Annotated in this window: 16 protein-coding genes; 4 read left to right on the top strand and 12 right to left on the bottom strand. The window is 60.4% G+C overall.

Annotation, left to right across the window (positions count from 1 at the left end):
- Nucleotides 1-253: 253 nt before the first annotated feature.
- Complete coding sequence (locus tag CupriaWKF_RS12800; protein WP_276098232.1) at nucleotides 254-2,551, top strand: hypothetical protein; 2,298 nt, start codon at nucleotides 254-256, stop codon at nucleotides 2,549-2,551.
- Nucleotides 2,552-2,603: 52 nt separating this feature from the next.
- Here CupriaWKF_RS12800 and CupriaWKF_RS12795 read toward each other — a convergent pair whose 3' ends face one another.
- The 6 genes from CupriaWKF_RS12795 to CupriaWKF_RS12770 all read right to left on the bottom strand — a co-directional run bounded on the left by CupriaWKF_RS12795 (nucleotide 2,604) and on the right by CupriaWKF_RS12770 (nucleotide 8,819).
- Nucleotides 2,604-2,993: a GtrA family protein gene (locus tag CupriaWKF_RS12795; protein ID WP_276098231.1), complete on the bottom strand. Its 390-nt coding sequence runs from the start codon at nucleotides 2,991-2,993 to the stop codon at nucleotides 2,604-2,606.
- Complete coding sequence (locus CupriaWKF_RS12790; protein ID WP_276098230.1) at nucleotides 2,993-4,273, bottom strand: NAD(P)/FAD-dependent oxidoreductase; 1,281 nt, start codon at nucleotides 4,271-4,273, stop codon at nucleotides 2,993-2,995. The genes CupriaWKF_RS12795 and CupriaWKF_RS12790 overlap by 1 nt, the downstream gene beginning before the upstream one ends.
- Nucleotides 4,274-5,209 carry an NAD(P)-dependent oxidoreductase gene (locus CupriaWKF_RS12785; RefSeq protein ID WP_276100795.1) on the bottom strand — a complete coding sequence of 312 codons (936 nt, stop codon included), beginning with the start codon at nucleotides 5,207-5,209 and terminating at the stop codon, nucleotides 4,274-4,276.
- 117 nt (nucleotides 5,210-5,326) lie between these two features.
- Complete coding sequence (locus CupriaWKF_RS12780) at nucleotides 5,327-6,091, bottom strand: SDR family NAD(P)-dependent oxidoreductase (RefSeq protein WP_276098229.1); 765 nt, start codon at nucleotides 6,089-6,091, stop codon at nucleotides 5,327-5,329.
- 2 nt (nucleotides 6,092-6,093) lie between these two features.
- Nucleotides 6,094-7,392: an FAD-binding oxidoreductase gene (locus tag CupriaWKF_RS12775; RefSeq protein ID WP_276100794.1), complete on the bottom strand. Its 1,299-nt coding sequence runs from the start codon at nucleotides 7,390-7,392 to the stop codon at nucleotides 6,094-6,096.
- The gene (locus tag CupriaWKF_RS12770; RefSeq protein WP_276098228.1) at nucleotides 7,386-8,819 is read right to left on the bottom strand and encodes a UbiA family prenyltransferase; all 1,434 of its coding nucleotides are present in this window, start codon (nucleotides 8,817-8,819) and stop codon (nucleotides 7,386-7,388) included. Before CupriaWKF_RS12770 ends, CupriaWKF_RS12775 begins: the two co-directional genes overlap by 7 nt.
- A 650-nt stretch (nucleotides 8,820-9,469) precedes the next feature.
- On the opposite strand from CupriaWKF_RS12770, the gene CupriaWKF_RS12765 reads away from it, so the two are divergent.
- Together CupriaWKF_RS12765 and CupriaWKF_RS12760 are read left to right on the top strand one after the other, a co-directional pair.
- Nucleotides 9,470-10,555, top strand: coding sequence for an MraY family glycosyltransferase (locus tag CupriaWKF_RS12765; RefSeq protein WP_276098227.1), 1,086 nt, complete (start codon nucleotides 9,470-9,472; stop codon nucleotides 10,553-10,555).
- Nucleotides 10,556-10,997: 442 nt separating this feature from the next.
- Nucleotides 10,998-11,648 (top strand): class I SAM-dependent methyltransferase, encoded by a 651-nt coding sequence (locus tag CupriaWKF_RS12760; RefSeq protein WP_276098226.1) that lies wholly within the window; start codon nucleotides 10,998-11,000, stop codon nucleotides 11,646-11,648.
- A gap of 154 nt (nucleotides 11,649-11,802) precedes the next feature.
- Here CupriaWKF_RS12760 and CupriaWKF_RS12755 read toward each other — a convergent pair whose 3' ends face one another.
- The 6 genes from CupriaWKF_RS12755 to CupriaWKF_RS12730 form a co-directional block, all read right to left on the bottom strand.
- The gene (locus CupriaWKF_RS12755; RefSeq protein ID WP_276097757.1) at nucleotides 11,803-13,068 is read right to left on the bottom strand and encodes an IS256 family transposase; all 1,266 of its coding nucleotides are present in this window, start codon (nucleotides 13,066-13,068) and stop codon (nucleotides 11,803-11,805) included.
- Between the two features lie 136 nt (nucleotides 13,069-13,204).
- The gene (locus tag CupriaWKF_RS12750) at nucleotides 13,205-14,329 is read right to left on the bottom strand and encodes a glycosyltransferase family 4 protein (protein WP_276098225.1); all 1,125 of its coding nucleotides are present in this window, start codon (nucleotides 14,327-14,329) and stop codon (nucleotides 13,205-13,207) included.
- On the bottom strand, nucleotides 14,326-15,585 hold the full coding sequence (locus CupriaWKF_RS12745) for an oligosaccharide flippase family protein (protein ID WP_276098224.1): 1,260 nt from the start codon (nucleotides 15,583-15,585) through the stop codon (nucleotides 14,326-14,328). Before CupriaWKF_RS12745 ends, CupriaWKF_RS12750 begins: the two co-directional genes overlap by 4 nt.
- Nucleotides 15,582-16,742, bottom strand: coding sequence for a glycosyltransferase (locus CupriaWKF_RS12740; RefSeq protein ID WP_276098223.1), 1,161 nt, complete (start codon nucleotides 16,740-16,742; stop codon nucleotides 15,582-15,584). The genes CupriaWKF_RS12745 and CupriaWKF_RS12740 overlap by 4 nt, the downstream gene beginning before the upstream one ends.
- Before the next feature lie 20 nt (nucleotides 16,743-16,762).
- Nucleotides 16,763-18,076 (bottom strand): exopolysaccharide biosynthesis polyprenyl glycosylphosphotransferase, encoded by a 1,314-nt coding sequence (locus CupriaWKF_RS12735; protein WP_276098222.1) that lies wholly within the window; start codon nucleotides 18,074-18,076, stop codon nucleotides 16,763-16,765.
- Nucleotides 18,063-19,214 (bottom strand): glycosyltransferase, encoded by a 1,152-nt coding sequence (locus tag CupriaWKF_RS12730; protein ID WP_276098221.1) that lies wholly within the window; start codon nucleotides 19,212-19,214, stop codon nucleotides 18,063-18,065. Before CupriaWKF_RS12730 ends, CupriaWKF_RS12735 begins: the two co-directional genes overlap by 14 nt.
- A gap of 243 nt (nucleotides 19,215-19,457) precedes the next feature.
- Here CupriaWKF_RS12730 and CupriaWKF_RS12725 point away from each other — a divergent pair, with 243 nt between their 5' ends.
- Nucleotides 19,458-20,843 carry a phosphomannomutase/phosphoglucomutase gene (locus CupriaWKF_RS12725; protein ID WP_276098220.1) on the top strand — a complete coding sequence of 462 codons (1,386 nt, stop codon included), beginning with the start codon at nucleotides 19,458-19,460 and terminating at the stop codon, nucleotides 20,841-20,843.
- Nucleotides 20,844-20,846 lie beyond the last annotated feature (3 nt).

The raw sequence follows: 20,846 nt of genomic DNA, 5'->3' as shown, positions 1-20,846 counted from the left end.
ACCAGAATGGCTTCGTCGCGTGTTTGCAGGCTTTGGTAGCGGCATTTCTTTGCTGCTTTTCAATGCGGGCCGCAGCAGTATCCGGGGTGGATGGCAGAGAGTTTGGACGTCAGCGCGGACGGGGCCAGGTAGCGGCAACAATAGCGGTAAGCTGCGCCAACATATCATTTGCTGGCTTGTTAGGATCAATCGTCGGTGGTCTGAACGGCTACGACGTTAGAATTTCATCGCTAGAATGAATCAGAAAATTCGGATGAATCCAATGAATTTGGTCGAACGGAAATCCGCCGTGGCTGCTAAGCCTAGTGGCGGCTCGTGGCTGTTGGCCGTGGGTGCCGCGTTTCTGACCTGCTTACTTCTGATACCTGTGGGGCCACTGATGCCAAGCGCAGGACTTGATCCATCGTGGACTTTCGCGGTGAACGAGGCTATTGCCACGGGTATGGTCTTTGGGCGTGACATTATTTTTACGTTTGGTCCGTATGGGTCTGTGTACACGCATGTCTTTCATCCTGCCACGGAAGCCATGATGCTAGGCGGTAGCGCACTGGTCGCGCTCGGTCTCATGTCAGGGTTCTGGCTGCTCGCTTTCCCATACCGGGTGGCGTGGTTGGTCTTTGTGCCGGTTGCAGTGGGGCTGTGCCAATTGATGGATGGCATTTTCCTCATTCTGCCGCTGCTATTGCTTCTTGCAGTCTTTCGCCTAACTAACGCATCCGACGAGCGCGAGGCCGTCCCAAGTGACGGAGCCGCCCGGATTGCGATGGCGCTGCTTGCAATAGCCGTTGGCTTACTGCCACTGATAAAGGGTAGCTTGGGTGGCTTCGCGGGCGTTGCGGTCGGCTTGTCGGTTGTCCTTTGCCTCGTGTCAGGCCGCGTGTCACAGGGGATCGCACTGGTTGCGCTCGTGGTCGCGTCGATGGTACTTGGATGGGTGCTATCAGGACAACCGATTGGCGCGCTGCCAGGCTTTTTTGTGTCGCAGAAGCCGATCATCTCAGGGTACACCGGTGCAATGTCGCTTGAGGGCGATCCATCGGAGGTCGCTATCTGGCTTGCTGCGGCAACTGCATTCGTGCTGGCTCTCGCCGGAACACTTAAGGGCGCTTCAAGGGGGCGTCAGGCCTGCACATTGCTGGGTATTCTGTTCTTTGTGTTCGTCCTTTTTAAGGCCGCCTTTGTAAGGCATGACGGACACAGCCTGATCGCAGCGAACGCGTTGTTGTTTATGACTCTCATTGTGCTGATGACAATGCGCAATCGGGGTGCGCTCGCTGTCGGAGCGATTTGCCTTGGCGCTTCCTGGATGGTTAACCAATCGGCTAGTGGGGAGTCTCTCCGAGAAACCGCAGGTCGCTTGACGGGCTCAATTGTTAGCGACGTACGGGCATTGTCCTCTCGCTTGTCAGGCACTAAAGATTTACACGCTGAGTATACAAGGAGCAATCGGGAGATACTGCGCAATGCGCATTTCCGTGTGCTCCCTGGCTCTGCAGATGTTTATCCGACTGAACTGGCTCCGCTGCTCGCATCTGGTCAGCCTTGGGCAGGACGGCCGGTGCCCCAGAGCTATTCGTCTTATACCGGCATCTTGCTGGAGAAGGACGCCCGTCATCTGAATGGCCCCAGTGCGCCAGAGCATATATATTTCACGATCGCCCCCATTGACGGCCGCCTTCCGTCACAAGACGATTCACTCAGTTGGCCGTTGCTGCTGAGCCACTACCGAATTATTGACTTCAATGGGATCTTTCTCACGCTGGCTCGGGAGGATGGGAAGCTGGCGCAATTCGGCCCTGAGCGGAAGCAGACGACCAAGGACGGAGAATCCGTGATAGTGGCCGATGGTACGGATCTGCTCTGGGCGAAGGTAGACCTGCGCCTGACCGCGCTTGGCAAACTTATGCTCGGGCTTTACAAGCTGCCCCCGGTGGAGATCGAGCTAACCTTGCATGACGGCAAGATGGTTACTCACCGCCTGATCCCCGACATTGCCCGACACGGGTTACTCTTGTCACCATATGTGTCATCGGCAGGTGATTTCTTGAATGTCGCTGGCGGTGGCGAGACTCGTCACGTCCGCTCCTTTCGCATCCTGACAGGTAAATCGGTCTACTGGCAGCGCGATATTGCAGTGTCGACCAACGAGCTCACGATCTCGCGGCAGCCGGATGCGCTGAAACTATTGGCGGTGCAGCCGTCGCAGCCGCTTGCGCCCCATTCGGCGACCTGCGCGTTGGACCGCATCGAGCGTCGTGAAGACGGCCGTATTCATGCTGCTGGTTGGATTACGCCGTCAATCGACAAAGGAATCAATCCGGAGAAGATTTGGGCGGTTGTTCAGGTCGGCGATGGTAGCGTCACAACATTCCAGTTGCCCGTGTCCGAACGTCCTGATGTGGCGGCTGCATTCCGCAAGCCAGTGATGGACAAGACTGGCTTCGACACGATGGTCGACGTGCCCAGCCTGAATGGGGAACTGGAGTTCTCGGTGAGAGCGGAGGCGGGAGGCCTCTTGTATGAGTGCCGGAACCGCGCCACCGTCAAATGAAAGAATGCGCCAGCCAATGCACCGGTGCATTGCGGTATTGATAATATAGCCGCTAGCGGAACGTGAAGCGCTTGTGGCCGATATAGCTAGTGAACACGGGTACCGCTACCCCAACCATGTGCGCGATCTCCTTGCTGTGCCACATCATGCCCAGCGCAGGCAGTAGGTGGTACGCCAACAAAACGCTTACAGCCCAAGTCTGGATTACCGCAGCGATATTGACCAAGGTGAAGATCAGCGCCGAACGTCCTGTCGACTGCGTGGAAGTGGTGAAGACGAACATCTTGGCCAGCACGAACGCCGTCACCATGCCAGTCAAGTAAGCGAGCACAATCGCGTACGTGTAGGGCATCCACAGATTGTAGGCAATTCGGCTCGTCCAGTTGACGGCGGCCGCAAAGCCGCCAGTCAGCAGAAACAGCAGAAAGGTCCGCGACTGCATCAAAACATCCTCGCCATCTTGCGCGAGAGGCCGATGCTCTCGGAGATGCCGCGGTCTTCGGGATAGTAGTACGAGGTATCGGCGACGAGCAGGCCTTTCACGGGCAGCTGGATCGGCGGCAGGCGGTCGAGATAGCCTGGCTCGCAGATCGGTTGCGCGAAACGGTAGCGGCTCGCACGCACATCGATGAAGTCTGATTCCGTCAGCGTCGGATTGATCCGTTTCAGGTACGACTTCACCTTCTCGATGAAAACGACATCCGGTTCCTGATATTTCGGATGCTCGCCTGGAACGTAGTACGGTACGTAGACGATGTGGCTGTCCATCGGTCGCAGATTGGTGTACTCGACGATACCCGGGATATCCATGTCTGGGTCATTGACGTTCAGCCAGAAGTTCTCGGTAACGGCCTTCTTCAGTTTGGCGATCACGCACACCACGGCTACGTTCTTGACGCTGGAGAATTTGCCCAGCACGTCGGGGGGAAGGTCAGGCATGATGCGCGGCACGTAAGGCAGCGGTACCGTGCTGATGACCTTGTCGTACGGATCGAATCCGTCTTTGGTCTGAATCCCCTTGACTACGCCGTTCTCCATCACCACCTGCTGCACCGGCGTCGAAAGGCGAAACTCGCCGCCGCCTGCGACAATGGCATCGCGCATGGCGTGCAGCAGTGTGTCGGAGCCACCCTCCAGATAGCCGAGCTTCTCGTGGAACAGGTTGTAGCGCGATCGGCCAATCCGGCGGATGCGGCTCCAGATCCAAGCGGCGGAGAGGTTGTAAGCGTAGTCGTAGAACTTATAGTCGAACAGTCGGCGCCAGAGCACTTCCCAGGCCTCTTCGCCAATCCAGCGGCGAATCCAGCCGCTCGCCTCAACCTTGTCCAGAGAGCGCCAGTCATCACGCTTGGTGGAGAGGAATGCGTGGAGCCCATAGCGGAACTTGGCAATCAAGCTGAGACCTTTGAACTTCAGCAGCGCTACCGGGTTGCCCCAGGGTTGCACATGACCCTGGTAGTAATAACCCATCTTGGTCTCGCGCCATTGCAGCTTGTCGCTCAGGCCGAGTTCGCCGAGCATTTCGAAGAAGGCGATGTCCGAGGTGGCGTGGAAGTGATAGTAGCGCTCAATCGACGTACCGCCGAAATCGAAGCAGGCCGCCATGCCGCCGACGCGGTCGTCGGCCTCGTACACGACAGGCTTATGGCCATCCTTGACGAGCTGGTAAGCGGCGCCCAGGCCCATCGGGCCTGCGCCAAGTACGGCGATGCGTTGCGCCATTCAGAACTCCAGGACCACGCTGCTATAGCGCGGATCGTTAAAGGTTTCGTCGATTGCTTTCTTGAACGGCGTGGAGGACACGCCGAAGGTGCCAGGCCAGTCGATCACTTCGAACTCGTCTTTTGCACTCAGCGCCGCGAGTTGCTGGGTTGTGAACGGCGGATTCTTATCAAAAAGCGACCAGGTCCAGAGCAGGGCATAGAAGAGGCCGTACGGTATACGCACGATCGGCGTCTTTGAGCTGGTAGCCTGCTTGATCTCGCGGATGATGTCGATGTAGTCGACCTTCTCGTGCCCGGAGATGTTGTACACGCCTGCGCCGCGACGGTTTTCAATGCAACTGATGATGATGCGGCAGAAGTCGCCGACATAAAGCGGCTGGCGCATATAGCGTCCGTTCCCCGGGATCGGAAATACGGGCACTCTTTGCATGAAACGCGAGAGCCAGCCAAGATGCTTGCGGTCGAACCAGCCGAACATCAGCGTCGGGCGCAGGATCGGGCAGGGGATGCCGCTGGCAAGGACCATTTCTTCCTGTTCTTTCTTGCTGCGCGTGTAGAAATCGTCGGCGACGGATTCGACCACGGACGAACTGATGTGCACGAGGTAAGGCACGTTCTTCGTCTTGATTGCATCAAGGATCACGCGCGTCGAATCGACGTTGTTGCGCACGAACTCCTGCCAATCGGTGCCGCCAATCTGGGCCTGCAGCATGACCACCACCGCAGCGCCATCGAAATGAGACAACCATTCGCCGGGTACCGAGACGTCGACGCATTCGACGACCACATCGGGTTGGGTCTTCCTGAGAACTTCCACGTTGGCGCGATGCTTGTCGAGCACAACGATGTTGCTGTAGCCCAGGTCCTTCAGGCGGGCCACCAGGTTTTGTCCAACTAGGCCAGCTCCGCCCGGGAGGACGATCTTCTCGTTCAGGTTTTTCACACTTCGCCTCGATTCATGATGTTCGCTGTATTGCAGTCCGCTATGGGCAGGTCATCGGGAGACAACACGTCCACCAGGCCGCTGCCTATGCAGTGCGGAGCCTTGCACTCAAATATCCATCTTGTTAAAGACGACGCTCGGCAAATGTCGGATCACCATCATGATCACGGCCCATTTCCCCGGTGCGTAGACTACCGGGTTGCCAGCGCGCATCCCGTCGACGATGCACTTCGCGACGTCTTCCACCCGGGCCATCTTGCCGGCCTGGGCGGTCATATGCGCGGTCATCGGCGTGGCGGTGGGGCCGGGCTTGATCAATACGACTTTCACGCCGTTGAGGCCGCCCAGAGCCATACGGTGCTGCAGGCCTTGGGCGTACCGGGTGACCATGCCCTTGGCGGCGCCGTAGACGTAGTTGGACTTGCGTCCGCGGTCGCCGGCCACGGAGCCGATGATGCCGAGCGTGCCGCGGTTGGCATTGGCCATGTGTCCGGCGAAAGCTTCCGCGAACAAGACCGGCGAGATGCCATTGACGGTCAGCGCCTCGGTGGACGCGGCGAGATCCTGCTGGCAGAGCTCCTGGTCGGGAAGTGAGCCGTGCGCGATGAGCACGGTGTCAAGCGGGCCATCGGCTGCGATGGTGTCGGCCAGCTGGCGAATCGCGGTGGCGTCGGTGAACTCGCTCTCGACAATCCGGACCGCCGCGCGGGGGCCGCGAACCTGGAGATCGGCGGCGATGCGCTCGGCCTTCCCACGGTTTCGAACCACAAGCGTCAGTTCAGCCCCCGGTTCGGTGGCCCATGCGCGCGCGCAGTGCTCGGCGATCGAGGAGGTTGCGCCGACGATGACGATTCGCTTTCTCTGGTCTTGCAAGGTCAGTGCCCCATGAGTCTGAGTGACAGGGCGGAGCTGATGCCCGGATCACGAAATGGAAGAAATTCCGCGAGCCGCGGATAGCCGGCTTCGAACAGGTCGCGCGGCATGCGCGCGTCCTTGGCCGGATAGAGCCGCCCGCGCGCGTCACGGACGATGGCGTCGAGACGTTCGAATAGCTTGGCGGTCTTCTCGCCCCGATTGGGGAAATCGAGCGCGAGCGTGACGCCGGGCTCCGGAAAGCTCAGCATTCCCGGGGCCTGCCGGTCGCCGAAGGTCTTGAGCACGGCAAGGAACGAGCCCTCGCCCGACCTGGCGATCTCGGTCAGCATGGCCTGAACAGCATCGCGGCCTACCGCACGCGGCACCACGCTCTGGTACTGGAAGAAGCCCTTGGGACCGTACATACGGTTCCATTCGTGCAGGTTGTCGAGCGGGTAGAAGAACGATTCATAGTGGGCCACGCCACGACCTGCCTTCCACTTGTTCAGATGGAAGTAGGCCGTGTTGAATGGCCGAAGCGTCAGTCCGTTCACCAGTGAAACCGGTGGCACGAATGGCATCGTCTTGCTGCGGCCCTTAGGCTCGGAACGGCCCGTCGCACTGCTCGGATTGCCTCGCATGAACAGCCCGCGCTGCGAGCTACCGCCAAGGCAGTCGATCCAGGACACTGTGTGCTCCCAATCTGCCTCCGAGCTGTCGGCAATGGCGAAGAATTCGTCCAGGCTGGCATAGGGCAGGGTCTCAGTGTCGAGCCAGGGCCCGGCAACTCGCCGCAGTTGCAGCTCGGCCGTCACAATGACTCCCGTCAGGCCCAGCCCTCCGATGGTCGCGGCGAACCATTCTGGCTGCTCACCAGGGCCGCATTCGAGCACGCTGCCATCGGTACGCACCAGCGTCATTCGGCGAACGTGATCGCCGAATGAACCGAAGACATGGTGGTTCTTGCCATGCACGTCGTTCGCGATGGCGCCGCCAACCGTGATGAGCTGGGTGCCTGGTGTTACCGGCAGCATCCAGCCGCGGGGCAGGGCGAGATGCTGGATGTCGCGCAGCAGCACACCGGCCTCGCAGACCAGGTGCCCGTTTATGTCGTCGAATGCGATGAAACGGTCGAGGCCGGTCGTCTTCCAGAGCGTGTGGCCGGGATTGAGGCAGACGTCGCCATAGCTGCGACCCATGCCGTGCGCAAGTCCTGGCAGCGAGCCGGCAAGGTGCCGCGCCACCTGCGTTCGATCGGTCAAAGCCCGAAGTTCATGTTCCCAGCTTGCGAGCCGGCCCCACGACGAGACGCCTACCACGGCCACCCCACCGTTCCCATTGCCAGCACGGCGGCAAATGCGACCCCGGCGAGCTGGCTGGCGCGGTCCTTGACCGCGAAGATCAGCGGATCGTCGTGCATCTGGCCGCGATGTGCCTTCATCCACATCCAGCTGACCCAGAACAGCATGATGGGCACCGCGCCCCACATGAATTCGGGAGTGCTGTAGAGCACAAGCACGGAATCGCTGTTGAGATAGAGTGCGAGCACCAGGACGGATGCGTAGCCAGCGCCAATGCCAAGTGACTGGATCAGTTGCGCATCGCTGGTGTAGTAGCCGCGGCCATGGACCTTCTCCTTGCCGTTCTGCAGCTGAACTTCGAGTTCAGCGTAGCGCTTAACGAACGCCAGCGACATGAACAGGAAGATCGAAAACGCCAGCAGCCAGAACGTCATCGGAAGCATTGCCGCGGCGGCGCCGGCGATGATCCGCAACGTGTAGAGCAAGGCCAGCACAAGGCAGTCCACAAGGATGATTCGCTTGAGTGCCAGGGAATAGGCGCAGGTGACGATGAAGTAGACGGCCAGCCAGGGCAGGAAACTGCCGCCGACGAACCATCCCAGCGCCACGCTGATCAACAGTAGCACAGGCGCCAGTACCACCCCTTTCCATGCGGGAACCTGGCCCGATGCGAATGGTCGGAAGCGCTTGCGCGGGTGCTGCCGATCGCTTTCCAGGTCGAGCAGGTCGTTGGCGATATAGACCGATGACGCGCAGATGCTGAACGAGAAGAACGCCAGGAGCATCGCGACCCAGGTCGAACCACTGGTCAGTTCGTGGCCGGCAAACATCGGCACGAACAGCAGCAGGTTCTTGAGCCACTGGTGGACTCGCAGCACGCGGCGCCATGCCGTGAAGCCGAGACCTTCGGCCGGGAACACCCGTTCGACTTCGCAGCAGCCGCCGGCAGCTTTTGCCAGGCTGGTCGATCCGTTGACGACGATGGCATTGCGCGCGCAGCGCCAGACGGCGATATCGGCGCTGGAGTTGCCAACATAATCGAAACCAGCCTGACCGTAGCGCTCGTGGAGAACAGCGGCCTTGTTGGGGCCAGCGAGGTTCGTGACGCCATCGCTGGCCATGACCTCATCAAAAATGGTCAGGTGTTCGGCGATGGCGAGCGCCACCGACTTGTCAGACGCCGTGCACAGAACCAGCTTGCGGCCTGCGGCCTTCTGCACCTTCAGCCATTCGAGCAGCTCGGCATTGTAGGGTAGGGAGGCCGGGTCGATGTCCACGAGTCCTGCCAGGCGTTCCTTGAGCACCGCCTTGCCTCGCGAAAGCCAGAGAGGAATGCGCAGGACGCTCCCCGGGCTGTCGCGCAATAAGCTCAGTGCGGATTCGTGGAGCATGTCCGTACGAATCAGTGTGCCATCCAGGTCGACTACAAGTGGCATCGAAACCAAGAACCAACTCCTCTTCAAAGCTTGTTATATCTCTATTTTTCGCGCGTGACATCGGTGTCGCAGTTGTCACCTGAGGTGGCAACTGCCTGCTGAAGTCAGTGCGCGGACTTTGCTCATTGCCGAACGCGGCTTGCGCAAGCAATCCAGCGTGGCTGGCCGATTGCCCCACGGGGCACTTTGGCTGAAGTAATTGGGAACAACATGTTCCCACAATGGAGTGCCATATTTTAGCGGAATCGACTGATCATGTATCCAGACGCGCGCAAACTTGGCCTGCGATGTGCTCTGCTGCTCATATGGATGGAACGCTGTTGCGCTTGCCTATTGTTCGCCAGAAACCTCGTTCCGCCAATATTCCGCGGTTTTGCTCGCAATTGTCCCCATTTGAGCCGGCTCTGACCGCATGCAATGGCCCTGTTCACATGCCGAGTGAACGCAGGGCACGGTGCGCATAGTATATAGTCCTGCACAATCGTGGCCATGGCGGGAGTGGGTTCGTGCCCGTAATCCCTCGTCGTGGCTCGTTCAGTGCTCGCTTCGAGCGCATGTTGCGCAAGGGAAGTTACAGGAAGCGCTCGTTCGAGGTAAGCTCCGGACTCCTCTGCACGTGCAGAAAAACACGCTGCGCAGGATCTATTCAGGTTTGCTAAATGTTTGATTTTTTTTGGGTTCCACTATTCACGCTCTTGGCCACGGCCGTGGCGATAGTCGCATTGCGACCAGTGGCGATTGTGGGTGGAGTGGTCGATCGGCCAGACTCGCGCAAACGTCACCATGGCGAAGTGCCTCTAGTGGGGGGGGTTGCCATCACGATCGCTGTGTGGGCGGGCGCGATGCTGTTCATGCGTTCTCAAGGATACTATGTCGCCCTCTTGGGAGGATTGACGCTTTTGGCAATTATCGGCGTCATCGATGACATAAAGGGAATGTCGCCTGTTGCAAAACTGGGAGTTCAGTTACTGGCGGCTATTCTAATGACGTCGTGGGGTGGGATTTATCTTGGTACTCTCGGCGATCTTTTTGGTCGCAGGGAAATTGAGCTAGGTAATTGGGGGATTCCGCTGACACTCTTTGCAGCCGTCGCCGTAATTAACGCGATGAATATGTGCGACGGTCTGGATGGCTTGGCGGGAGGGTTATCCGCCATTATATTTGCTTGGTTCGCATATTTGGCTGGTCAAGTCGGTAACGGTGCTGCTCAGCGCATGTGCGTTATATTTTGTGGTGCCATTCTTGGTTTTCTCATATTCAATATTAAAAATCCACTTCGTGGGGATAAAAAGGTTTTTCTAGGGGATGCCGGTAGTTTGATGCTGGGATTTAGTATAGTGTGGTTCGCAGTTCTCCTCTCGCAGAAAAACTATAATGAGAATCGCCAAATCCCACCTGTTGTGATGTTGTGGGTACTTGGTTTCGTGCTAATTGATCTCTTCACTGTCGTACTGCGGCGTTTGCTTAAGGGTAAGAACCCATTGGCGGCGGACAGGACGCATCTTCATCACATTCTGTTACGGTTGGGGGTGGGGCCTGATGCAATTGTCTGGGTTATCTTGATTAGCAACGCCATATTTGGGCTTTGTGGCGTATACGGCTGGAAAGCAGGGTTTTCTGAGCAGACACTATTTATTCTCTTCCTTGGGCTAGTTCTTGTCCACTTAATGATCATGCGCAGTGCGTGGCGCTTCATAAGGGTGGGCCGTCGTGTTGTGGCTAGATTGAATCACAAGCCCAGGTAAAAGGCAGGTTGGGCTCTGTGCAGGGTCGGCTGCAACATTGGGTTCATAATCGAAATCCATACAGCCCAGTGCACAACCTTCGGGCGCCACCTGCACATGACCTGTACCGTAGCGGCAAGAGCCAGGGTAGGGCATAATCAGATTCTGAATGGGAGGGTTGGGGGATTGTTGAAATACTTTCCCGCAAACCGGAATTTTCCGGCTGTGCGGGTGAGGTGCTGTTTGCCTTCACAATCAGGAAGCCACGCATCACTTCATCGAGCTTTTCGTGGATTGGGTGCCCGTTGGCCGCTGACAGGCAATGACAATCTATAGACGTAGCGGCCGTCTCACTCTACGTGAGGCGTGCGATATAAGGCTCAACATGCAGAGGGAGTCTATCCATCCGAACGATGATATGTTTCATGGTTCATTCGAGCACTATCACTCGGTTGGCCATCAAATGGCAGAGTTTGCCTCCGATGCGGCTAAGCTGGCCAGCGCTACGGACGCATCTATCCTAGAGCTTCCTTGTGGCTACGGGCGCGTCACGCGTCAACTTGCGAAGCGATTCCAGCCTTCGCGAATCCACTCGGCTGACATCATGAAGCCATCAGTGGACTTTTGCGTCGAGTCCTTCGGGGTCGTCGGGCACTATGTAACGGATCCTGTACACGAATTCAGGAACATCCCCGACAGCCATTTCGACGTAGGCGTACTTGGCTCACTGGTTACCCACCTGTCGAGCAACAACGCAAGATCCGTCATCAAGCATTTCTTCGACAAAATTAAGATTGGCGGTGTGGCGGTAGTCACGACGCACGGGGAAAAGTCACGCGAACATCTCGGGATCGCCGACTGCTATCAGGTGGGTGAAGAAGCCCGGCAACACCTGCTGTCGCGGTACGACTCTGGGGAGTTTGCGTTCGTCAACTACCGGTCGGACCATTCCCTTGAGGCAAAGACGGTCGACTACATTGGTGACAGCTACGGGATCGCAATGATTCCCACCTCTTGGGTGCATGAGGTCTGCCGTGCGAACGGCCTGATGATTATTGAGCATCGTCCCGGCGGTTGGGATGGCCACCAGGACGTGTTCTGGATCAGGAAGTAACGGCGTCCAACTTGAGGGCGGCGTTATTTAAGCCTGCCGTCGGATCGCCTACGGCCTGAGCGATGATCATGCGCAAGCTAGTTCGATATTCCATCCAGGGCCTGGGCGTTTGGGCCTGTCCGTATTTTTGTGTGCGAGGCGGTTTTGAATTCTGTCAGCTTCGAGCGGCAGTAAATCGCTCGCCATACAGAATAGCAAACTGATTCATGGCGGACTTCCAGTCATAGGTCGTGCGAACGGACTTGGTCAGCACGTTGCGCAGCGCCAGCCACAGCAACTTGATCGCAGCTTCATCCGAAGGGAAGTGGCCCCGGGTCTTGATGATCTTGCGCAACTGCATGTTCAAGCTCTCAATGGCATTCGTGGTGTAGATCACACGCCGGATGTCGGGCGGGAACACGAAGAACGGTATGACGTGCTCCCAGGCGCGTCGCCACGACTGCACGATCATCGGGTACTTGGCTCCCCACGGGCCGTCGGCGAAGTCCTGCAGCGCCTGCCCGGCCTCTTGTTCGCTGGCCGCGCTGTAGATCGGACGCAGCGCCTGTGCCAGCACCTTGCGGTCCTTATAGTTGGCGTATTCCAGGCTGTTGCGGATCAAATGCACAATGCAGGTCTGCACCGTCGTGCGGGGATAGGCCGTGGCAACGGCCTCCGTCAACCCCTTGAGGCCGTCGACCACTGCGATCAGGATGTCCTGGCAGCCTCGGTTCTTGAGTTCATTGAAGACCTTGAGCCAGAACTTGGCGCCTTCGGTCTGCTCGACCCACAGGCCCAGCACGTCGCGCTGGCCATCTGCCTGGATTCCCAATGCCAGATACACGGCCTTATTGCTGACGATGCCGTCACTGCGGATCTTGACCCGCAACGCGTCGAAGAACACGACCGGGTACATGGCCTCAAGCGGACGGTTCTGCCAGGCGATGGTCTCGGCCATGACCTCGTCGGTGACCGAGCTGATGAAGTCCGGGGAGACTTCGGTGCCGTAGCTCTCGGCCAGAAACGCCTGGATCTCGCGCACGCTCATGCCGCGCGCGTACATGGCGATAATGCGCTCATCGAAGCCGGTAAAGCGCCGTTCGTGCTTCGGGATCAGAACCGGATCGAAACTGCCATCGCGGTCGCGTGGCAGTTCGACCCGCACCGGGCCGCGGTCGGTGATCACGGTCTTGCCGCTCAGACCGTTACGCGCATTGGACTGCTCGGCCGGCTTGGGCTCGCCTGGCTTGTAGCCCAAATGCATGCTCATCTCGGCGCTCATCGCCCGCTCGATGATGGCCTTGTTGAACGCCAGCATCAGATCCTGGACCTCGCCGGGCGTCATCGGCCCTTTAACCAACTCATCAAGCAAGCCGTCAGGCAAGGCAGGCAGCGGCCCGCGGGCCGCTGCCTGAGACGCCACCGTACGTTTCTTCTTCATCGGCATATCCATGGTCATTACCTCTCATGATATGCCTCGTACACAAATTTCCGGATAGGTCCGGGCGTTTGCCTGTTGTTCCTGACATAGGAGAAGATAGTAATCAGTAGGACTTTAGGCCCGACTTTAGTGTCCGCTAGCAGCTGTCAGGCGAATTTATGTCAACCTGCCTCGGCCATACGCGAGAGGACAACAGCCCATCCCAGTTTCTGACAATATTGGGCAGGGCATATTTTCGGACTGTTCGTCTTCCGGTGGCCGCCATCCCCTGGATATTGTCCCCCCCTCGAATCACTCTCAACAATCCTTCAGCCAGCGCCCCGCGATCGTCCACAGTTACGACCACTGCATTCTCTCCCGCCTCCAGCAACTCCCTCGGCCCTGTCTCACAAGCAGTGGACACAATTGGGAGGCCGAACGCCATTGCCTCAATCAGCACCAGCCCGAAACCCTCGTAACGAGAACTCATGCAAAAAACTGACATCTGTTCGTAGGCCTCGCGGGCATCGAGGCAAATCCCCGGCAAACTGACACTTTCCTGCAGCCCAAGCTCCTCGACGAGTGCAGCCAGCGCCGGTCGCTCCTCTCCCTCTCCATGAATGATGAGGTTCCAATCCGGCGCTTCAGCGGCGACGCGCTTCCATGCCCGAATCAGTACATCAAAGCCTTTGGCATGAACCAGCCTCCCCATTGCCAACACGGTCTTGCTTGTCCGGGGCGCAGGTTCTTCCGGAAACGGAAAAGGCAGCGGATTCGGAATGACAACCACATGACTACGTGGCCGCAGCGCTTCCTCCCACCGCAGCCTGTCCCGCTCCGTCAGCACCACCACATGTCTGCAATAACGCGCGGCAAGTCGCCGAGCCAGCCTCCGAGCTGGTTTCCCAAGATCCTCGTCAAAGTGACAATGCTCCCAGGCAATATGCTCGACACCCAGCCCCACCGTGGCTGGCAGTGTGTAAAGCGCCAGCATGGTGTCAACCTGCACCAGTACATCGACCCCATGCTCACGACAAAACCTGCGGATGCCCGCCACCGTTTCCAGATAGACCCGCTTGAACGACGGCCGCCGCGCATACAACGCCTCATGCCGAACGGCAGGATGCAAGGGAAAGCAGCTTTCCTTATCCCAGAGGCTCAGAACGCTGACGGTGTAACCGCAATCTGCCAGCGCATTGGCGATGACCGCCGTCATCCGCTCGGCCCCGGCCATCGCATTCAGAGTTCCCGTCAGGAAACAAACATGGCGATTCTGACTCATGCTTTTGCCCCATGTGCCGCCGGTGTACCTGGCAGTGGACGAAGGCAGACTGCAATGCCGAACGCAATGGCAAGCAGATTTGCCACCGCGTAACCAAGAATGGCACCGCGCGCTCCGAGGTGCGGAATCGCAATGCTATCGACAACGACGGTGGTGGCAAACACGATGCCCCATTTCAGCGCTACCAGTTGAGGCCGTCGCATATAGACAGGCAGCAGGGTGAGCGCAACGTCCGCAAACACCAATGAGGATGCCATTGCCGCAAGCTGGAGCAGTTCGGCTGCGGAGGCGAACGCCGAGCCGTAGAGCAGACGGATGATCCAGTGCGCCGACGTGGCGATGATCATCCCACCTGTGGTGCCGATCACAACCATGCCAACCGCGATGCGCAGGATATTTCTGCGAGCCTGGGCCAGCGTCGACTGCGCATATACATAGATGGGGGCGATGCCAGCGGCAAGGATGCTGGCCACCGTAACGAAATTGTCCAGTATCTGCATGGTGGCCGCATAGGCGCCGAACTCTGACAAGGGTACGAGAGGCTTGAGCAATAGCTGGTCCACGCGGCGCGAACCCAGCATTAGCATGAAGCTTACCCAGAACAGTGTGCCGTTGCTGAATAACTCTCGCGCCAGCCCGGGATCGGCGGCGACGCGTGCCCGGGGAGCCCGGGACAGATAGAAATGCGCCAGCAGGATTGCCGCCAGGACCGGCTCCACCGCGATCGCCGTTGCGTAGGCAGTCACGTTCTGGCTTCCGAACCAGAACAGCAATCCGACACAAGCTGCCTTGACCAGCAAGGATGAGACATTGATAACAGCGTTGGGTCGCGTGCGCGTATGCGCCTGCATCCACGCAGTCACGATGCCGGAGGGCTCGCGCAGCAGGACTGCAGTCCCCAGGATCAGGGCTGGCCACCATGTTTCCGGTCCCTGACCGGTCACGAGCATGAAGGCGCAAATCACCAAATACGCCAACACCCCCGCTCCAAACCTCAGCCCAAACGCATGCACCACCAACCGATGCTGCGCCACCGGATCCGTGTTCGCCACCAGCCGCGGAATCACCACCTCGCCGCCGCAGATCAGCGCCACCGACGCCGCGATATACACCACCGCCTGCGCATACTGAACATGCGCAAATCCCTCCGGCCCCAACCCCCGCGCCAGCATGGCGACGATGCCGATGCCGCCCGCGACCTGGAGGCCGCGCTCCATCAGCATCCAGGCAAGATTGCTCGCTACCTGTCGCCTCATCGGGCTGGCTCCGGTGCCGGGTTGCCGGTAACGCCAGCCAATCCGGCATAGCAGTCCACCCATTGCCTTGCAACGGCCTCGAGGCTGAACCTGTCCAGAATGCGCTGACGGCGCGCTGACTGCTCCAGGGTTGTACCCGTGCCGCGAGACAATGCCCGATCCAGCGCTCCAGCGAGTGCCTCGATATTGCCGCGCGGCACGATTTCCCCAGCGTCGCCAAGCAGTTCTGCCACGCCCGCTGCATCGGTCGCGACCACGGCACAGCCACTGGCCAGCGCTTCGCCAATGACCAGCGGCATGCCTTCGATATCCGACGACAACGCGAACACGTCAGCCGCGTTCAGCAGTTCCGGTACGTCATGCCGCATGCCGAGGAGCGTGACGAAATTCTCCAGCTTGTGCCGGTGGATGATGGCTTCCAGTTCGCCTCGCATTGGGCCTTCGCCCGCGATGAACAAGCGCAGGTTCGCCGCTGACGTAGCGGTCTGCGCTTGGCGCAGCAGCCGCGCGAACGCTTCGATCAGTACATGCTGGGCTTTCTCCGGCACTAGCCGTCCAACGGTGATGGCGACTTGTGTATTCGCATCTACCCCGAGCGCAGTGCGAGCGGCTTGCCGCCGCCCGGTATCCGGCCGGAAGAGCGAGGTGTCAATGCCGTTAGGCATGACGCGGATACGTTCCGGCGTCATCGCACCAGCCGCAATCATGGCCTGCCGTCCGGCCTCGCTGACATGCGTGGTCAGCGCCGCCCATCGGTCGGTCAGGCGATAGGCCAGCATGCGCGCCCGTCCGCCTTCGCGAGCGCTGTGCGCGGAACACAGCACCGGCGGCGCGTTAGTCAGGGCGGCAAGCGTCCGGGCAGCGAGATTGGCGTGCACCATATGGGCGTGAATGATGTGAGGCTCCCACTTTCGCACAAACCGATTCAGTCGCCACAATGCCAAGGCAAAGGACGGCAAGGTCTTGCGCATGCCAAGATTCAGCACGGTGGCGCCATCAGGCAGCGATACCTCTTGTTCCGCCGTCAGGCTGACAACGGCGACCGCATGCCCGTCACACAGGAATTGCCGCGCGAGCCCGGCAATCTGCTGTTCCGCACCGCCCATCTTGAGGCCAGTGCATAGCAACAGGATCCGCATGGTCCGCTGCGCGGGCATGCTTTTCGATTCCTGCTGCGTCACCGCGCACCGTACCCGGTCAGGATCGTCTGCATCGTCTTCACGGCAATCAGCAGGTCCAGTGCGAACGAGCAATGCTTGACGTAGTACAGGTCGTAGCTGAGCTTGGTCACGGTCTCTTCGCGCGTGCCCACATATCCCTGCTGCACCTGTGCCCAGCCAGACAGGCCAGGCCGCACCAGGTGGCGATAGGGGTAGTAGGCGATGGTGCGCTCGAAATCCTCCACCATCGGAATCTGTTCCGGGCGCGGACCGATCAGGCTCATGTCGCCTGTCAGCACGTTCCATAGCTGCGGGATTTCATCCAGCCGGTACTTGCGGATGAACCGCCCGACGCGCGTCACGCGGGGATCCTTACGTGCCGCGAACTGCGCGCTGCCCGAGTTATCCACAGCCATGCTGCGGAACTTGAACATGGTAAAGGGTTTGCCCAGCAGCCCTGCTCGTACCTGGCGGAAGAGGGCCGGTCCCGGCGATTCCAGGCGGATGGCCACTGCCACGGCCAGTGCGAGCGGCAGCGCTAGCGGCGCCAGGCACAGCACCGTGCCGATATCGATGACGCGTTTCAGATAGCCGTAGAAGTAGTGCGCCGCGTAATCGTCCAGGAAATTCTCATCGATATGCGCCAGTCCGACCCGGCCGCTCAGCATCTCGCCGACGCGCTCGACCGAATAAATGCGGACATGGCTGAGCTTGAACTGTGCCAGTGCGCGCGTGCGTTCGGGGTCGGCGGCGGCGTTGCGATCGAGCATCAGGCCGTCGCAATTCACCGCTTCGGCGAGCGAGCTGATGGGTTGGAAGCGGGTGCGGCCGGCGGGAGCGGCGCCGGGCATGGCCAGCACGGCTTCGAGCTGTGCCAGCGCGGCTGCGTCCGTATAGCCAAAGACCGGCACATAGTTACGCACGAAATGCCGGTAGCCAAACCAGAGCCAGGCGAGGGTGGTGAAGTACGCCAGCAAGAACGCGCCGCGCGAGTACTCGATATGGAAGCCGGCAAATACGAACAGCAAGGCCGCGAAGGGCAGGGTGGCGGCCAGGCCTGCCAGGCTATTGCCTTCCATGGCGGGCAGATGCAGGGAGCGGTGCAGCAGGATGAAAGCCGCCAGGTACGGGGCGATCGACCAGAGCAGCGTGCGATTGAAGACGTAGGTCACGAAGCCGGCGCGCTGTGCCAGTTCGGCGAGGGCGATGTTCATGCCGAACAGCAGCAGCCCGAGCAGGGCCCAGGCCAGCATGCGGCTGGCGCGGCGGATGGTTTCGGAGCCTGTAGCGCGGGCGGCTGCTGGCCGGCGCAGGCTGTCAGTTTTGTGCATGGCGTTGTCGTGCGGACGCCCGGTAGCGCGGCGCGCTGGCGAGCGTGTCCTGATAGACGGCCCAGGTGGCCTGGATCATGCGCGCCAGGCCAAATTGCTGCTCCCAGCGCTGACGCGCCAGGCGGCCAAGCGCCTCGCGCCGTGGCGCGTCGGCGGCCAGGGCTTGCAGCGCGCGCGCCAGGGTTTGCGGCTGCTTGTCTTCCAGCAGGATGCCACAGCGGCCGTCGTCGAGCTGCTCGCGGATGCCGGGCAAATCGCTGGCAATGACTGGCAGGCCTGCCCGCATGGCCTCCAGCACCGATAGTGGCAATGCCTCATGGTCTGAAACCAGCACAAAGATCTGCGAGGAGGCCAGCAGGCCCGGGACGTCATGGATACTGCCCGGCAAGGCCACCTGCGCAGGTGTCATGGCTTGCGCCCGCGCCCGGATGGCGGGCAGCTGCGGCCCTTCGCCGGCGATGACCAGTTCACACTGGGCAAGCCCCGTCTGCCCGAACGCTTCCAGCAGGACGTCAGGCCGCTTGGGGTGCGCAAAGCGCGCAACCATGGCGATCCGGCGCAGCGGCGCGCCCGGATGGGCGCGCTCCGCCACGTCTGCCAGCCCATTGCGGATGACGCTGACGCGCGAACCGGCGATCGGCAGGCTGCGAGCCAATTCACGTTCTCCATCCGCCACGCAGATCAGTCGGGTGGTCAAGGGCGCGAGCAGCCATTCCGTCACGCGCGCCGCCAGGCGCTGGCGCCAAGGCGCGGCCGGCTTGAAGGCGAAGCCGTGTACGGTGTAGATCACAGGAATCCCCAGTACCTTGCCGGCCACGCGCCCGAGTGCACCTGCTTTGGCGCTGTGGGCATGGATGATGTCGGGTGCAACCTCGCGCAGTGCGGTATTCAGCTCCCTGAGGGCCTGAACCGCTCGCACCGGAGAGAGGGCGTTGTCCAGCATGCGCAAGCGTATTGCCGGAATGCCGGCCGCTTGCGCGCTCGCGAACAGGTGCCCGTCGCCGCCTGCCAGCAGGGTGACATCGGCGTTCTGGCGCATAGCTTGCATCAGGTCTGCCACATGCGCCTGCGCCCCGCCGATCTCCGAATTGGTGATCAGGTAGGCAATGCGCGGACGGTGGGCGGATGTGGCTGACAAAGGATTCCGGGCAAACGGGAACGGGATTGCCGTGTCGAAAGGCAGATAAGGCTGGCCGCGCCGGGTGCCCATCAGCAAGAGCGATAACGCCGCCGAACGGCAGAACGGCGCCCATTCCGGGGCGGCGGCGTGATTATAGCGCCGGCTATCCTCGCGATCCGGCAAAATAACGCCTTTGGCGCGACGAGCGTCCCGCAAGCCGGGACGGCACCGGGCAGCAGAATCTGATAACTGGAACTCCCTATGCAAATCGATCCCAGCATCTTCAAAGCCTATGACATCCGCGGCATCGTCGGTAAGACGCTGACCCGCGACGTAGCCCGCCTGATCGGCCAGTCATTCGGTTCCGCGGCAGCCGAAGCCAGCGAGAAGGCCGTCGTGGTCGGCCGCGATGGTCGTCTCTCGGGCCCTGACCTCATCGGCGGCCTCGTCGAAGGCCTGCGCGCGGCGGGCATGGACGTGATCGACCTCGGCATGGTTGCCACGCCGATGGTCTATTTCGGCACCAACATCGAATTGGATGGCGTAAAGGCCACTTCCGGCATTATGGTCACCGGCAGCCACAACCCGCCGGACTACAACGGCTTCAAGATGGTCCTGGCCGGCAAGGCGATCTTCGGCGAGCAGATCCAGGCTCTGCGCCAGCGCATCGAAGCGGGCAACTTTACCAGCGGCGCTGGCGGTTACCGCCAGTGCGATGTGCGTCAGCAGTATCTCGACCGCATCACCAGCGACGTAAAACTGGCCCGCCCAATGAAGATCGCGCTCGACGCCGGCAATGGCGTGGCTGGCGCCTTCGTAGGCGACCTGTTCCGTGGCCTGGGCTGCGAGGTCACCGAGCTGTTCTGCGATGTGGATGGCAACTTCCCCAACCACCACCCCGATCCCGCTCATGTGGAGAACCTGCAGGACCTGATGCAGTGCCTGCGCGACACCGACTGCGAGCTGGGCCTGGCTTTCGACGGCGACGGCGACCGCCTCGGCGTGGTGACCAAGGACGGCCAGGTCATCTTCCCGGACCGCCAGCTGATGTTGTTCGCCGAGGAGATCCTCGGCCGCAACCCGGGCGCGCAGGTGATCTACGACGTCAAGTGCACGGGCAAGCTGGCGCCGTGGATCCGCCAGCACGGCGGCGAGCCGCTGATGTGGAAGACCGGCCACTCGCTGGTCAAGGCCAAGCTGAAGGAAACCGGGGCACCCATCGCCGGCGAGATGAGCGGCCACGTGTTCTTCAAGGATCGCTGGTACGGCTTCGACGACGGCCTGTACACCGGTGCACGCCTGCTGGAAATCCTGTCGCGCCATGCCGACCCGAGCGCCGTGCTGAACGCGCTGCCCAACGCCAACAACACGCCCGAACTGCAGCTCAAGTGCGCGGAAGGCGAGCCGTTCACGCTGCTCGACAAGATCAAGGCCAACGCGAAGTTCGACGGCGCGCGCGAAGTGATCACCATCGATGGCGTGCGCGTGGAGTATCCCGATGGGTTCGGCCTGGCACGTCCGTCCAACACCACGCCGGTCGTGGTGATGCGCTTCGAGGCCGACAACGACGCGGCGCTGGCCCGCATCCAGGCTGAATTCAAGCGAGTGATCCTGGCCGAAAAGCCTGATGCCAAGCTCCCGTTCTGAGCA

It is taken from the genome of Cupriavidus sp. WKF15 (genome assembly GCF_029278605.1).
In the GTDB taxonomy this organism is placed as follows: domain Bacteria; phylum Pseudomonadota; class Gammaproteobacteria; order Burkholderiales; family Burkholderiaceae; genus Cupriavidus.
The sequence above is the reverse complement of the archived record's forward strand: the minus strand, read 5'-3'. Positions and strand labels throughout refer to the sequence as shown.